General features: G+C 59.3%; 15 protein-coding genes. 10 read left to right on the top strand and 5 right to left on the bottom strand.

The window, feature by feature from the left end; all coding sequences use genetic code 11:
* Positions 1–148 precede the first annotated feature (148 nt).
* The gene (locus HKN06_05010) at positions 149–718 is read right to left on the bottom strand and encodes a hypothetical protein (protein NNF60677.1); all 570 of its coding nucleotides are present in this window, start codon (positions 716–718) and stop codon (positions 149–151) included.
* A 98-nt stretch (positions 719–816) separates the two neighbouring features.
* Here HKN06_05010 and HKN06_05005 point away from each other — a divergent pair, with 98 nt between their 5' ends.
* A complete protein-coding gene (locus tag HKN06_05005) occupies positions 817–1,656 on the top strand; it encodes a M23 family metallopeptidase (protein NNF60676.1) in 840 nt (279 codons plus the stop codon).
* 324 nt (positions 1,657–1,980) lie between these two features.
* Here HKN06_05005 and HKN06_05000 read toward each other — a convergent pair whose 3' ends face one another.
* Complete coding sequence (locus HKN06_05000; protein ID NNF60675.1) at positions 1,981–3,879, bottom strand: tetratricopeptide repeat protein; 1,899 nt, start codon at positions 3,877–3,879, stop codon at positions 1,981–1,983.
* 486 nt (positions 3,880–4,365) lie between these two features.
* Between HKN06_05000 and HKN06_04995 the strand changes: the two genes are divergently transcribed.
* From HKN06_04995 to nfi, 3 genes are read left to right on the top strand one after another with little or no spacing between them, the layout of a single operon-like run.
* Positions 4,366–5,421: a DUF2914 domain-containing protein gene (locus HKN06_04995; protein NNF60674.1), complete on the top strand. Its 1,056-nt coding sequence runs from the start codon at positions 4,366–4,368 to the stop codon at positions 5,419–5,421.
* Positions 5,422–5,453: 32 nt separating this feature from the next.
* Complete coding sequence (locus HKN06_04990) at positions 5,454–6,140, top strand: HAD-IA family hydrolase (GenBank protein ID NNF60673.1); 687 nt, start codon at positions 5,454–5,456, stop codon at positions 6,138–6,140.
* Positions 6,140–6,802 (top strand): deoxyribonuclease V, encoded by a 663-nt coding sequence (nfi, locus tag HKN06_04985; GenBank protein NNF60672.1) that lies wholly within the window; start codon positions 6,140–6,142, stop codon positions 6,800–6,802. Before HKN06_04990 ends, nfi begins: the two co-directional genes overlap by 1 nt.
* Here the strand turns inward: nfi and msrA are convergent.
* Positions 6,799–7,266 (bottom strand): peptide-methionine (S)-S-oxide reductase MsrA, encoded by a 468-nt coding sequence (gene msrA, locus HKN06_04980; GenBank protein ID NNF60671.1) that lies wholly within the window; start codon positions 7,264–7,266, stop codon positions 6,799–6,801. The two genes, nfi and msrA, sit on opposite strands and share 4 nt — an antisense overlap.
* 117 nt (positions 7,267–7,383) lie before the next feature.
* On the opposite strand from msrA, the gene HKN06_04975 reads away from it, so the two are divergent.
* Genes HKN06_04975 through HKN06_04950 form a run of 6 tightly spaced genes read left to right on the top strand, consistent with a single transcriptional unit; the run spans position 7,384 to position 13,034 of the window.
* Complete coding sequence (locus HKN06_04975) at positions 7,384–8,094, top strand: diguanylate cyclase (protein NNF60670.1); 711 nt, start codon at positions 7,384–7,386, stop codon at positions 8,092–8,094.
* 56 nt (positions 8,095–8,150) lie between these two features.
* Entirely contained in the window at positions 8,151–9,062 is a 912-nt protein-coding gene (locus HKN06_04970) for a hydrogen peroxide-inducible genes activator (GenBank protein ID NNF60669.1), read from the top strand.
* Positions 9,062–10,234 (top strand): sulfotransferase, encoded by a 1,173-nt coding sequence (locus HKN06_04965; protein NNF60668.1) that lies wholly within the window; start codon positions 9,062–9,064, stop codon positions 10,232–10,234. The genes HKN06_04970 and HKN06_04965 overlap by 1 nt, the downstream gene beginning before the upstream one ends.
* Positions 10,231–11,358 (top strand): glycosyltransferase, encoded by a 1,128-nt coding sequence (locus HKN06_04960; protein NNF60667.1) that lies wholly within the window; start codon positions 10,231–10,233, stop codon positions 11,356–11,358. The genes HKN06_04965 and HKN06_04960 overlap by 4 nt, the downstream gene beginning before the upstream one ends.
* Positions 11,351–12,034: a DUF2334 domain-containing protein gene (locus HKN06_04955; GenBank protein ID NNF60666.1), complete on the top strand. Its 684-nt coding sequence runs from the start codon at positions 11,351–11,353 to the stop codon at positions 12,032–12,034. Before HKN06_04960 ends, HKN06_04955 begins: the two co-directional genes overlap by 8 nt.
* Before the next feature lie 55 nt (positions 12,035–12,089).
* Positions 12,090–13,034 carry a hypothetical protein gene (locus HKN06_04950; GenBank protein ID NNF60665.1) on the top strand — a complete coding sequence of 315 codons (945 nt, stop codon included), beginning with the start codon at positions 12,090–12,092 and terminating at the stop codon, positions 13,032–13,034.
* Here the strand turns inward: HKN06_04950 and HKN06_04945 are convergent, their stop codons facing one another.
* The gene (locus HKN06_04945) at positions 13,035–13,736 is read right to left on the bottom strand and encodes a hypothetical protein (GenBank protein ID NNF60664.1); all 702 of its coding nucleotides are present in this window, start codon (positions 13,734–13,736) and stop codon (positions 13,035–13,037) included.
* A 3-nt stretch (positions 13,737–13,739) separates the two neighbouring features.
* Entirely contained in the window at positions 13,740–14,324 is a 585-nt protein-coding gene (locus HKN06_04940; protein NNF60663.1) for an isoprenylcysteine carboxylmethyltransferase family protein, read from the bottom strand.
* Positions 14,325–14,390: the final 66 nt, after the last annotated feature.

The raw sequence follows: 14,390 nt of genomic DNA, 5'->3' as shown, positions 1-14,390 counted from the left end.
ACTGGAAAAGCTGGTGGGTGACAGTGCGCTGCGAGCGAGGCTGGGTGCCGCGAACCGCGAGCACGTTGTAGATAATTACACTGAGGCTGCGATGCAGGCCGCCTACGCACGTGTGTACGAGGCGGCGCTGCGCCGCTAACCGGTTCTTCTAATCTTCGATGACGCGCTTGATGATGACGCGGGCGCCGTCGGCATCGATTTCCTCGTCGATGGTTACGTTTTCGCCAGCCGGCCCCGGCGCAACAAAATCGATGTCCTGCACGATTCCCGCCGCGCTGAGCGCATCGCGTATCGTCGCGCGAGTAGTTTCATCCAGCGGCTCGGAGCTGACTATCATCAGTCCGTCAGGGGAAGCGCGGCGGTGTGCCAGCACCGGATGCTTGCCGTCGCCGTGGTGCATCATCATGATTTCACGGTGACCGGCAGATGGCGGGCCATGGCGTGCCGGAATTTCGAATACTTCACCGTCCGTGGCCAGCGAAAAAGTTTCATCAAGCCTGGAGATCGTAATACTGGAGCCATCTTCAGTGACGGTAGTCCGTACATCGCCGGGTGCCAGCTCTTGCAGCCCGAAGCCCATCGTGTCGCTGTTCAGCTCCACCTCGACCGGGCCATTCGCGCCGTCGAACATGAATTTGTAGGCCTCGACCCGCTTGTCGCCGGCTGACGCAGCCGCGACAATCAGCAGCGTTGCCATGAGTGTAAAAAATCTGTGCATTGGAGCCTCCCGTTTCTGTGTATCTTACTGATGCGGCAAGTAGCGAAAAGGTCGCAGCCTGGCGGAACTGCAGGCGGCTACCGGCAGTCGAATCCAGCGTGGCAGCAAGAATACTACTGAAAACAGCAATTTTCATCGCTCTGGCGCTGCCGGCCACGGTGCTGGCGGATTATTGCTCGCTCGACTGGGTCTGCCTGCGCCCGACCGATCACGACGACGGCCGCGCCGATTTTCTGGTCGAAAACCTGCGCGAATACCCGGTCACCGTCAGCGTCCGCGTGCGCTCGAGAAACCTGCGCGCCGATGGTCCCAACCCGGTCACGGTGACGGTGCCGGCGAACGATTCGGTAGTTGCGATGCGCATGCAGAAGGTGCTGCCGCACCGCGATACCTGGTATCGCTACAATTTTGACTGGACAGTTGGCGACCAGGATGCGGTTCACGATGATTCCGTGGTCTACAGGTTGCCTTATCCGCATGGAAAACGATTCGGCATTCTTCAGGGATATGGTTCGCGCTTCAGTCACACGGGTCTCGAGTATTACACCGTCGATTTCAACATGCCCGAGGGCTCGCCCGTACATGCAGCGCGCGGTGGTGTAGTGGCCCGCGTAGTGGAGGAGCACGATATAGGCTGCTGGGAAGATGGTTGCGGCAAATACGCCAATTTCATCGTGGTTCTGCACGATGACAGCACTACCGGTGAGTACTACCACCTGAAAAAAGATGGCGCACTGGTCGAGCCGGGCGAGCGGGTCAAGGCCGGCCAGCTTATCGGTCTGTCCGGTAATACGGGGCACACAACGCTGCCGCACCTTCACTTTGGTGTGTATCGCGCTGCGAGCTGGGGTTCCACCCAGTCAATTCCGGTGCGGTTCCAGACCACCGGCGGCATTGTTACCAACCCGCGCCGCGGGCGCGGCTACCTGGCGAAGTAGCCCGAATGCGAATGAAGCAGGCGGCCGGACGGGCGCTGCTTGTTCGTCGCTAATATGCTGCTCATCGGGCTAACGTGCCGATATCGCACCTTGCGTAATCAGGAAGCAGGTATTTCAGCCGCCATTGTGGAGGCCAGCCTTGGTAAGGCAGACAAAGCTCATGCGGCGCTGTTCGCTATTGTCGACGGCTGGCGACCGATCAAGCTGTGGTATGGATTTCGCAGCGCGCTCAACCCGGGTAATGACGATCAGCGATATGACAAGCTGGTTCGCCACGCTTATCAGAGCCGGGGCCTTTGGCTGCAGGCTGGTTGCCGCTGCTACTCATAGCAGATCCGCTGTCTTCACATCAGGGTCTGCGAGCAGCAGAATTTCAGGCCAGCCGCCATCGATCACTTTTTTTATAGCGGCAGCCGCGGCAGGGTCATCGCCAAGTTCAAGCCAGACCCGGGCAGCGAAATAATGCGCGGATGCGTCGTCGGTCAGTGACAGAGCGCGGTCGATGGCCTCGCGTGCCTTGTCATGGGCACCGGTATACGCGTAATACATCGCGACACGGCCCTGGCTGTACCAGTTGTTGGGGTCGATATCGATTTCATTTTCGGCCAGCGCAATTGCTCGCTCATAAGCGCCCCGGGCATTTGGCTCCTCGCCGGGCTGAAAGCGGTAAGCGTCCGCCAGGTTGCCCCAGGCATCGTGAGCGTCTCCGGCTATTGCAATCGCTCGTTTCTGGTCGTCGGCAGCACTGCGATAATCACCGCGAAAGTAGTGCACCAGTCCGCGGTTACCGTAGGTCCAGCGCGACGGCAATGGTGACGCATCAAATGTCTCGAGGGCCTGTTCGAACTGGCCCATCGCCAGGTAGGTGTTTCCCAGGTTGTCGTAACCGATGCCATTGTCGGGCGCCAGCTGTATTACTTTGCGGTGTCGTTCGATCGCTTCGGGATAGCGCCCAAGACTATAAAGAAAGTTTCCATACGCCCGATGCACGCCCCAGTAACCACTCTCTATTTCCCCGGCGCGCCGATACATTGCTTCGGCCTGCTGGTGCTTGTTCTGTGCGGCATAGGTGTCAGCCAGTACCAGGTAAGCGTCCACGGCCCTGGGGTTAAGCGCAATGGCCTCGTCGAGCTGGGTGATCGCTTCGCTGAACTGGCCACTGTTGCGATATAACTTGCCCAGCGCAAGATACACGTCCCACTGATTTCGCTGCAATGTCAGAGCGCGAAGACAGGCCGTGCGGGCTTTTTCAAAGTAGTCAGCGTTCCTGGAAAAAATATAATTCTCCAGGTGTGTTTCACACAGCCCTGCGTGTCCCTGTGCAAAGCCCGGGTCCAGTTCAATTGCGGCGTTAAACAGCCGCGCGGCGCTGGCCAGTGTTGCGATCTCCGCGGGTCGGCGCAGATACTCGCGCCCACGCAGATAAAAATCGAAGGCTTCGACGTTTTCCGTCGGTGAGGTCGCAACGCGTTTCTGCGAGGCTTCGGACAGCATCGGTGCAATTTGCGCAGCAACTGATTGCGCGATGTCACTCTGAATGTCGAGTACGTCAGTCATCCTGCGGTCGTAGGTTTGCGACCATTTCTGGGAGTCGGATTTCGCATCGATCAGTTGCGCAGAGACACGCACATTATCGGTGCTTAACCGTACCGATCCTTCGAGTATATTGGCTACCTGCAGGCGGTCGGCGACCGTGCGCAGATCGACCGATTGTCCCTTGAAAGAGAACGCTGAGGTACGAGACGTGACTCTCAGCTCCGGAATCTGTGCCAGCCGGTTCAGCAACTCCTCGGCCAGCCCGTCCGAAAGGTAGTCCTGCGAGCTGTCCGCGCTCAGGTTCTCAAACGGCAATACCGCGACTGAATGCTCCGGCGGGCCGCTGCGGCCCCACTTGTCATAGGCAAACAACACCAGCACCGCAATGAGCACCGCGATGACCATAAAATCCAGGCGCCGGCCGGTGACGTGAGTGATTGAGTCACCGTCGGGCACATCTTTCTCGAGTGCAATGCCTTCTGGTGTGATTTCGTAGAACCACGAAAAGAGCAGGGCGATCGGAAAACCGATTGCCAGTACCGCCAGCGTGGCAGCGCCCAGCCACTGCGGGAGGTTTCCCAGCCCGATCAGCACTTCGGCTACCTGCATCACTGCCCACGATGACAGGACATAGAGGGCCGCCATACGCAGTACATTGCGGCGCCGTAACTCTGAAATCAGTCTCACTAAGGGGCCCCTGAAGCACCGGCCAGATCATCATAGTATCGTGAGGCGACAAGTGTTCCCAGCGCGTCTACTCAGTCACGTCAAGGCCCGCAATATCAAAAGAGAAGAGGTGCCGGGCGCCGCACATGCCTGTTTCCAGGATGTTACCGCGGTAACTATCTGTCAGACATTTGCGGAGAGTGCGTTCACGCTTCCTCGCGAGGCTCAGTCCGCCCTCCTGATCGCCACAGGCGCGTGCACCGAAAACGCGAAACAGACCTCCTGCCAACGGGCAGCCATATGGCTCACTCGGAAGGAGAAGCGCGGATGGCCCGGCGGGTTTTTGCAGTCGCGGCACGAAACTAACTTAACTTAACTTTTGTTGAATTCATGTTGCAGGATTACGTTAAGCAAGGCGTGCGGTTTGTGCTTTAAAACGGGAGTTCCATCACTGCATCGTCTCCACAGGTCGGGATAATTCGGTGTTATCTCCCTACAGGCAGTCCGATGCACGAATTCGCCGAAGAATACGTTGCGAACCTGAAACCCCGCGATGAACGTTATGACACCCGTCTGGGTGATGACTTTTATGTCGCCACGTTTCCCAATGGGGTGAAGACCTGGATTTATCTTTACCAGGTCAATGAGTTTATGCGTCGCCAAACGCTCGGGATTTACCCGGAGATGCCGCTGCCGGTTGCGCTGGAGTCACTTTATGCAGCACGACGCACTCGTGCCGTCGAAGCCGAGCTTGCCGAGCAGGGACTCGACGGCACCCAGATCAGAATTGCCGAAGACAGCCCGGTAAATCTCAATACTTCGGCGCGCAAAGTTTCGCTGAAACTGCCGAAACCGAGCCAGGGCTTCATTGCGGGCGCACTGACGGGGCTCACAGCGGGCCTGTCGGTTGCCGCCGTGGCGTGGATGTTTCTCGCGCCGGCGCCGCCGGGTCAGGCGCCAACGATGGCGGCTGCTCCGGTTGCCCGCCCAGCTGCAGTGGTAAAACAGTTGCCGCCAGCCGCGCCGGTTGTCGCCGCAACAGAACCTGTCGAAGCACCGCCGGTCACGCAGACACGGCAGCCGGTGGAGACACCGCCGCACCCGGAGCCAGTCGCTGTGACGGCGGCATTGGCAGCCACCCCGGCCGACGTGGATAAAGTCGGCGAATCACAACAGGCGCTGAGACAAATGCAGGAAGAGCTGGCCGGCACCCTGGCCTGGGCTCAGCTGACCAGCGATGTTCGCGACGGCGAACCGGTTGATGAGCTGGGCTGGATTGTCGAACTCGATAAAGGCCCGAAGCGCGTGTTTTTCTTTGTGCGCATACGAGGCATGGCTGGCGATTCAGTCACCTATCGCTGGTCGTTTGAAGGCCAGTTGCAGAAAGAGGACAAGGTGCGTGTAGGCCACGGCTGGCACTCGCCGGCTTACTCCGGTATCACGCTCACGCCCGAGCGGCTCGGGCGGTGGCGGGTGGAAGTGTTTGGACCGGGCGGCAAAAGCCTCGGGTCGGAGCAGTTTGAGGCTCGGACGATTGACGCCGCCCTGTTGAGCCTGCGCTGACAAAATCGCCATAAGCGGGCAAACTGGGTGGCATGACCCGCGTCAAAGCTGTTTCCATCGATCTTGATGACACGTTGTGGCCGATCCGGCCAGTCATCGAAAAAGCCGAGCGTGCCCTGCATGAGTGGTTGATGCAAAACTGCCCGCGTATCGCGCTAAACGGACACGGGCATCTTGGCACCATTCACCGGCGTGTGGTGCAACGTTATCCGGAGCGCACCCATGACTTTGCTTTTATGCGCAAGACCGGCATAAGCATGATGCTGGAAGAGGCCGGCTACGAGAAAGCTCTGGCCGAACGGGCGTACCAGGAATTTTTTGCCGCGCGTAACGAAGTGGAGATTTTCGACGACGTCGTGCCATCCTTGCAGCGGCTCGCACGAAGGTTTCCGCTGCTGGCTGTGACCAACGGAAATGCGGATCTGGAGCGGATCGGGCTGGCGTCACATTTTGCCCACCTCGTGCGGGCATCAGAAGTCGGTGTGGCCAAGCCGGAGGCAGAGATCTTTCACGCGGCTGCCCGGGCAGCTGGTGTCAGGCCGGAAGAGGTGCTGCATGTAGGAGACGCGCCGGTCGAAGACGTATCGGGCGCACGCTCTGCGGGTATGCAGGTGGTCTGGATGAATCGTTTTGCGCGCAGCTGGCCCGACGAGCATCCGCGACCGATGGCGGAAATTTCAGTCCTTGACGAGCTCGAGGCATTGCTCGCAGACAATTGATGCGCATTCCCGCCGCAGCGTTTGCCGGTCTCGATGTAACCACCGCGCAGGCGCTCGCCGTACAACAGCGGCTGCATACTGCAGTAGTGCGCAGCGATCGTCGGGGCAGGATTCGGCTGGTCGCAGGTCTGGACCTGGCATTTCCGGAAAAAAACCTGGCGCAGGCCGCCGCTGTTGTTATATCAGTACCGCAGCTGGAGGTTGTCGAGCAACATGTCGTGCGTACCCCGGTGCGGTTTCCCTATGTGCCGGGGCTGTTGTCATTCCGCGAGTTGCCGGCGCTGCTCGAAGTACTCAGGAAAGTCTCCGCCGATCCTGACGTGATCATGTGTGACGGGCAGGGTATAGCCCATCCCCGCCGCTTTGGCCTGGCATCGCATCTTGGTGTCCTGCTGGATGTGCCATGCATCGGCGTAGCAAAAAGCCGGCTGGTGGGCGAGCACGCCGCTGTTCCCGATCATCGTGGCGGCTGGGTTCCCTTGTGCGACAAGGGCCAGCGGATCGGCGCTGTGTTACGCACCCGCGAACGGGTACGGCCGCTGTTTGTCTCGGTGGGTCATCGCATCAGCCTGCGTCGGGCACGCCGGCTGGTTTTGCGCTGCGCCCCGCGTTATCGACTGCCGGAGCCGACCCGGCTGGCCGACAAACTCAGTCGCGTTTAGATGCGACAGTGTGCCTGGCCGCGCTTTTCCAGGTAACGCTGGTGGTATTCCTCGGCACGCCAGAAGGCTGCCGCAGGTTCGATTTTTGTCACGACCGGGCGTGGCAGGCGGCCGGATTGATCCAGTGCCTGTCGTGACTCTTCTGCAGCAGTGCGCTGTGTATCGTCGTGGTAAAAGATTACCGAACGATACTGGCTGCCATAGTCGGGGCCCTGCCGGTTGTGCTGGGTCGGGTTGTGGCACGACCAGAATTTTTGCAGCAGGTCTTCGTAGCTTACAGTGGCCGGATCGTACTCGACCTGCACGACCTCGACGTGCCCGGTCTTGTCCGCGCACACTTCCTGATAGGTCGGATTTTCGCTTGACCCACCCATGTAGCCGACCGCTGCATCGATCACGTCCAGTTCACGAAAGGCAGCTTCCACGCCCCAGAAGCAGCCGGCGCCAAAAGTTGCATGTGCCATGATTGCAGTACCTTAAGCCAATCAGACCGTCACGCTACCAGAAGATTCACCCGCGAGGCACTTGCGGTTAGCGATTTAGCCCCCGCCGTGCGATCATCCGGTGTCAGGGAGGCGCGCATGGCAGAACTAAGCGGGTTCACCATCGCTGTTATCGGGCTGGTGCTGGCCATATTGGCTGCAGCCGTCGTCGGCATCTGGCGCTGGCGGGTCGCTGCGCTGGTCCGGCGGACACAGCAGCTCGAAGAGCGGGTCACGCAGCGCACTGCGGCACTCCAGCTCGCCACCGAAGAACTGCACTTTCTTGCATTCCACGATGACCTCACCGCCCTGATCAACCAGCGCGGTTTTTGGCAGCACGCTGACAAGCTGGAGATGGAATCGCGCCGCGGCGACAGCATGTTTGGACTGGTGCTGGTCGATCTGGATCACTTCAAAAAGATCAACGACGAGTACGGCCACCGGACGGGCGACGAAGTGCTGCGCCATGCCGGCGGCCTGATGCAGCGTATTTGCAGTGAAGAAGATTTCGTCTGTCGTTATGGCGGCGAGGAGTTTGCCATCCTGAAGGTCGATACCAGCCCCGATGAGTTGCGCCAGCTGGCAGAACAGCTGCGCGGCGAGATGGAGGCTCGCCCGTATGAGGGTAAGGACAGTCGTATAGAGTTTACCGTAAGCGTCGGTGTTTCTTTCTGGCTGGGTGGCAAGGACAATGTCGAGGCAATGTTCGGTCGTGCCGACAAGGCAATGTACGAGGCAAAGGAAACCCGCAATGCGTGGATGATGTGGAATCCGGCGATGGAATTCGAGTCGGCACCGCAGAATTCATAATCCAGAAAAAAGAATAATATCGATAGAACGATCGATATTTTCGATATAATCCGGCTGTGCCGAGCCGCTCGCCTCACCGTCTCCCAACCGTCAAGCAGCTGCGTTACTTCATAGCGCTGGCTGAGCACCAGCATTTTGCCCGTGCCGCAGCGGCCAGCTTCGTGTCGCAGTCAGCCTTCAGCGTCGCGATAAAGGAGCTGGAGAACCTGCTCGGCGTCGACCTGGTCGACAGAACCAACAAGCGAGTCACGATCACCGCCACCGGCAGGGAAATCGCGGCCCGGGCGCGTGCCTGCCTGCAGGAAATCGAGACGCTGGTGGATTTCGCCGGCGGCGCACGCGAACCGCTGGCGGGTCGGCTGCGACTTGGCGTTATACCGACAATCGCACCGTTCCTGTTGCCGGCACTGCTGCCGGCTCTGCGCGCCAGCTATCCGGACCTCGACCTGTACTTGCGTGAAGACCTGACACAGCGCGTTTACGAACGCATGATGGATGGCGAGCTCGACCTGATCCTGATTGCATTGCCGTACGATCTGCGCGGTATCGAGACTATGTCGCTGTTCCAGGATCCGTTCCTGCTGGCATATCGCCAGGGCACGAAGCTGGTCGACCCTGAAAACTACTCGTTTAACAGGCTGCCGGACGAGAGCGTCTTGCTGCTCGAAGATGGTCATTGCCTGCGCGATCATGCATTGACCGCCTGCCGCTTGCGCAACAACGAAAAAATCAGCCGGTTTGCCGCAACCAGCCTGAACACGCTGATACAAATGGTCGACAGTGACCTGGGTATTACATACCTGCCGCAAATGGCCATGGGAACGGCCTTGTTGCGCGGCACACGGGTAAAGACTCTTCCGCTACCAGCCAAATCAGTCTATCGCGACATTGGCCTCGCATGGCGCAGCGGCAGCAGGCGCCAGACAGAATTCGAGCTGCTCGGCAATTTTATCCGGGAGCACCACTGATGCTGCGGCTGTTCGGGCAGAGTCTGTGGCGTTTCACACAACTGTGTGTGCAGGGTTTGTGGCCCGCCGGCCAGCGCAGTACCGGCCGTAGCGTACGGCGCTTTCTTGTCATGCTGCTGTTTCTGCCGTTATTTGGCCTGTTGCAGCTGACGCACTGGGTCGGCTTCCTGCTCGACGAGATTCTGTTTCGCGGCTATCGTGACGTGGTCATTCGGGACCCGGTGTTTGTTACCGGAGTGCCGCGCAGTGGCACGACGCTGGTGCACCGCACGCTGGCCTGTGACACGCAGTTCACCACATTCACAACGTGGGAGTGCCTGTTTGCGCCGTCGATCACCCAGCGCCGCATTGTGCAGGGTGCTGCCAGGCTGGATCGTGCAGTGGGCAGTCCGCTGCGCCGGTTGCTTGGCTGGGCTGAGCGGAAGCTGTTTGCCGTACTGGAAGATGTGCATGGAACAGGGCTGTCAGATGCAGAAGAAGATTACTTCGTCTTCATGCCGGTCTTGTGCTGTTTTATTCTCGTTGTGCCTTTTCCTGCGGCACCCTGGCTTTGGCAAATGGGGCAATTTGATGAGCGCATGTCGCCCAAGCAACGCCAGCAGTTGATGCAATTTTATCGTGGCTGCATCCAGCGGCACCTGTATGCCAACGGAGCGGAAAAAAGGTTCCTGTCAAAAAATGCTTCTTTCCCACCGTTGCTCGGCAGTCTGGCTTCCGAGTTTCCCGATGCGCGTTTCATCTGCTGCCTGCGCGATCCGCTGGAAGTGGTCGCGTCGCAGCTCAGTTCACTGCGCGAAGGCATGGAATTTTTTGGTAACGATCCCTACGATGTGGTCTTTCGTGACCGGATGATAAACCTGCTGGAATACTACTATCGCAACCTGGCCCGGGCGCCCGTCCCCGACCTGCAGCGCGAGTGGGTGACGATGCGACAGTTCCAGACAGAGTTGGAGGCAAGCGTGGAGGCCATCTACACCAGTCTGGATATTGAACTGAACGATCAGTTTCGTGGCCAACTTGAACAAATGGGTAGTTCTGCACGCCAGTATACAAGCGGACATCGCTACAACCTGGGCGAATTTGGCCTCGATGCGAAAACTCTGCGGGAACGGTTTGAACACAGCACGGCAGGGCTCGACTACGAGCGTGCCAACAGCGAGACTTTTTCATGAACAGCCCGCAGAGCAGCGCGACACTGCGTGCCGCTTTTTTCTCCGATGCGGTGCCGGACCGTAACGGTGTTGGTACCTATTACAAGGATCTCTGCGATCATCTTGCCGACAGGATTGAGCGTGTCGAGCTGTTCTGCCCGCAAGTCACCCCGGATGGCTGGCGAGACCCGATCCGCCTGCCGCTACCTGGTGATGCGACGCAGAAAGTCTGTATCCCCAATCCGCGTGAGATTTATCGGCGCTTTGCAGAGTTGCAGCCGCACGCGATCGTGTTGTCCACTCCGGCGCCGTATGGACTGATCGGTTTGCGGCTGGCACGAAAGCACGATTTGCCCGTTGTGTTTGGCTTCCACACGCATTTTGAGAAACTCACCGACCTGTATTGGAAAGATTCCCGCTATACCGGACGCCTGTTCAGGCGTTACCTCGAGGGTATGCATCGCATGATGTTCAGGCATGCGGGCAAGGTGTTGGCCAACTCCGGGGAAATGGTAGAAATAGCGCGCCGCATCGGTGCGCGTGACCCGGAGCTAATGGGCACGACCATTGCGCATCCTTTCGTGCAACGACCGGTTTCGCCGTTGCGGGAAAAGCTGCAGACGGTAGTTTTTGCCGGGCGGCTCGCGGCGGAGAAGAACATTGAGCACGTGATTGCCGCTGCCGCAGCGCTGCCGCAAATATGTTTCAGGATAGTCGGCGACGGACCACAGCATGAACTGGTTGCAGCGGCAGCCGGCCGTATGGAAAACCTGACGTATGCGGGCTGGGTAGCACGTGAGCAGATGCCGCAAGTGATCGATGATGGCGATATGCTGGTGCTGCCGTCGCAGGTCGAGTCCTTCGGCACGATTGCACTTGAGGCCATGACCCGCGGCCGCACCGTGCTGGTTTCAGCGGACTGCGGCATTACCCAGTGGCCGCAGCTGAGTCCTGGTCTGTTCCGCATTGGTGCCGATGAGGAGCTGCATGCCGCTATTGCGCGTGTTGCCAGCCTGGATCCCGCGCTGCGGCGACAAAAAGCCGAACTGGGTCGGCAGGCCGCGCTGGCGCTGAATGAATGGACTGTCAATCACTGGATAAAAGTGCTGATGCCCGCTGCCGGCCGGACCGTGGAACATGGCTGAGCCGGTCGCGCTGGTCTCGGTGCATGACGTCATGCCGCAAACCATGCATGCGGTACGTGACATAGCGGACTGGCTTGACGATGAAGATATCGCCCCGCTTACTTACCTCGTTGTGCCAGGCGCAAGCTGGTCAGACCAGCAAGTCGAGTGGCTGCGATCGCGGCAGGCGCGTGGTGACCAGCTGGCCGGTCACGGCTGGGCGCATCGTGCCGGGCCGCCGCGCGGTATTTATGACCGGCTGCACCGCGCGTTTTTTTCCCGCGGTGTCGCTGAGCACCTTGCACTGGATGAATCCGGAATTGCTGCGCTGATCAGTCGCTGTTTTGACTGGTTCGCAGAAGCTAATCTCGAGCCACCGCAACTCTACGTACCGCCGGCCTGGGCGATGGGTGGGATTTCGCGGCGTTACCTGAACAAACTGCCATTTGCCCGCTACGAAACGCTCAGCGGCATTTACGATAGCCAGACCGGTCACTTCGACCGTGTGCCGCTGCTCGGGTACGAGGCGGATACCGCTTTTCGTGCCGCCTTCGTCCGGCTGTCCAACACGTGCAATCGTCTGCTGGCAGCGAGGGGAAGGCTGCGCGTGTCCATTCATCCGCAGGATCTGCAGTTGAATCTTGCAACCGACCTGCGACAAACCATCGGCGGATTGCAGCAGTGCAGCCTGTATTGATTTGTGCCTCGGTTGCATTGGCGATCTGCCCTCATACACGCTGAAGGAGCACAGTTTGTCGAGCCAGACTGACAACTCTGAATCAATGGACGACACGCTGCGTCAGCGGCTGAAGCGCTGGCGCGGTTATGCGCGCAGTTCCGGCCTTCGTTTCTGGTTGACACTTGCCGGGCTCGCATTCCTGCGGTCCCTGTTAATCCTGCCTTTTGCTGTGCAGATGTGGGTTGGGCGTGTGATGGGCTGGTTGACCTGGCGTTTTGCCGCAAAACCACGCCGCATCGTGCGGCGAAACATCGATGCGTATTTTTCGGATCTGTCGGAAGCGCAGCGTTGTGAGCTGGAAAAGCGCAGCTTCATGTCGCTGGGTATGACCATAACCGAGGTGCCGTACACCTGGTGGACGCCGCATGAGAAGTTGCTGCGCCGTTACAGCATAACCGGGCTCGAGCACATCGCCGCAGCCCGGGCGCAGGGGCACGGCGTACTGCTACTGAGCTTTCACTTCACCACGGTTGAGTCATGCGGCTTCGTAATGTGTCATCAGTTTCCGGACCTGATTGTCGTTTATCGTCCTTACCGGAAGAACCCTCTGGCCGACGAGTTTACGCGGCGTTCACGCAGTCGGGTGGTGAAAGAGCTCATCGACAGGCAGGACCTGCGCCGGGTGGCGCGCCGGCTGCGGCAGAAAGAAGTGGTTTTCTTCGCCGGCGACCTTATAGTCCGGCGCGGTAAACGCTGTATCGAGCTGCCGTTTTTTGGCGTGCCGACGCTGTTTCACAGTGGTGCAATTGACCTGTCGGCGATGACCGGTGCCAGGATAGTTCCCTACATACCACAGCGGCTGCCCGGCGGCCGTTACAAGATAGAGATACTGCCGGCGATGGAGGGCATCCCTTCGGGCGACCGGGTGGCCGACCAGAAACGCATCAATGACCTGCTGGAAGAGTACATTCGGCGCGATCCGTCGCAGTACCTTTGGACCCGCGACCGGCTGGCCTGATCAGCGGGGCGCCAGCCGCTCTCGTAATGCCTCGAGCGGTCGCCGGAATACCCGCCGCACCCAGCGCGCGGCGCGCTCGGTTCGCATCGGCTTGTAGTACTGCGCATCCGCCGGGTCGCGTGGCGCATCGCGGTCGCGGTACTTGTTCTTGTACCAGCCGTGATAATCAAGCTGGCGGGCAATGCGGAACAGCAGGTGATTGACCGGGCGAAAACCGGGCTTGCGGACGATAGCGGTGCCAAAATCGACCAGGTAGGGCTCCCCGTCGCGCCGCAGAATCAGGTTGTCGCGACGCTTCAGGTCGGCATGTGCCACGTGGTTGCTGTGCAGGTTCTCGATCAGGCGCAGCAGCTTGTCATGCACGTCATCGTCCGTGGTGAATTCAATTTCACGAAAAGCTGTGCCTTCGATGTGTTGCAACAGCAGATATTGTCCGTCCACCAGTCCATGGCACTGCGGAATGCCTGGAACACCGGCCAGCTTCTGGTAAACCCTGAACTCATTACCCAGCATATGACGGCGCAGTCGCGACAGCGCGCCCTGGCCGGCGGTCGATTTAACAACCAGTGGTTGACCGGCGACATGCACAATGCAGACCGAGCCCTGGTAGCCGGATTCGGGCTGGTCAATGTCGGCTGATTGTGCAATCAGCTCTTCGATCTGCGTCGAAGTCAGCCGGGAAACTTCCTGCGATAGCGACACGTCTTATTTCAGGAACAGAACGACGAGACAGGTCAGCAAAACGATGGCGATAACCGGTTCCTTGTTGCGATCCATCGAATTTATCAGCGACCATTCGGCATTCGTGATGTCTTTAGACCACAACCGGCGCGGCAGCAGTGCAGGAGTATTGGCAGACCACGCACGCCATTGATCGGCAAACAGCTGCTCGAGCTTGTAGTCTTCGTAGCGGATTGCGGTCGGGTAATAGAACAGCAGGAAAGCTGCCAGCAGCAGGTAACCCCAGAGTTGTGAGGCGACAATTGCAAAACCGACGAGCAGCAGGATATTGCCGGTGTAAAGTGGGTGACGTACCAGCGAATACGGGCCATTGGTGGCCAGCACGCTGTTTTTCATGATGTGACCGGACGCCCACATACGAACGACCACCCCGGCGAGGATCAGGGGTATCCCGGCGTAGGCCAGCGGCAGTTGTGGTGTTCCCAGCGCCGTTACAAGCAGGACAAATACGAAGCCCAGTATCTGACGCGCTGATTCCTTGTGACGCATTTCGCGCACGACGTGGCGCAGTCCGGATACCTCCGGCAGGTGTTCGGTGCGATGTGACATCCGGCTAGAATAGCCCACCACGGTTGGTTTTCACATCAGCCGGTGTGGCGTCAGCGGCCCGGTGCA

It is taken from the genome of Gammaproteobacteria bacterium (genome assembly GCA_013003425.1).
Lineage (GTDB): Bacteria > Pseudomonadota > Gammaproteobacteria > Steroidobacterales > JABDKV01 > JABDJB01.
This window is presented reverse-complemented; position numbering and strand designations above follow the sequence as displayed.

Excerpts from the sequence above, each read along its gene's own strand:
- HKN06_05010 (NNF60677.1), bottom strand. The coding sequence starts at position 718 with ATGCACAGATTTTTTACACTCATGGCAACGCTGCTGATTGTCGCGGCT.
- HKN06_04995 (NNF60674.1), top strand. The coding sequence starts at position 4,366 with ATGCACGAATTCGCCGAAGAATACGTTGCGAACCTGAAACCCCGCGAT.
- nfi (NNF60672.1), top strand. The coding sequence starts at position 6,140 with ATGCGCATTCCCGCCGCAGCGTTTGCCGGTCTCGATGTAACCACCGCG.
- HKN06_04965 (NNF60668.1), top strand. The coding sequence starts at position 9,062 with ATGCTGCGGCTGTTCGGGCAGAGTCTGTGGCGTTTCACACAACTGTGT.
- HKN06_04990 (NNF60673.1), top strand. The coding sequence starts at position 5,454 with ATGACCCGCGTCAAAGCTGTTTCCATCGATCTTGATGACACGTTGTGG.
- msrA (NNF60671.1), bottom strand. The coding sequence starts at position 7,266 with ATGGCACATGCAACTTTTGGCGCCGGCTGCTTCTGGGGCGTGGAAGCT.
- HKN06_04940 (NNF60663.1), bottom strand. The coding sequence starts at position 14,324 with ATGTCACATCGCACCGAACACCTGCCGGAGGTATCCGGACTGCGCCAC.
- HKN06_04975 (NNF60670.1), top strand. The coding sequence starts at position 7,384 with ATGGCAGAACTAAGCGGGTTCACCATCGCTGTTATCGGGCTGGTGCTG.
- HKN06_04960 (NNF60667.1), top strand. The coding sequence starts at position 10,231 with ATGAACAGCCCGCAGAGCAGCGCGACACTGCGTGCCGCTTTTTTCTCC.
- HKN06_04955 (NNF60666.1), top strand. The coding sequence starts at position 11,351 with ATGGCTGAGCCGGTCGCGCTGGTCTCGGTGCATGACGTCATGCCGCAA.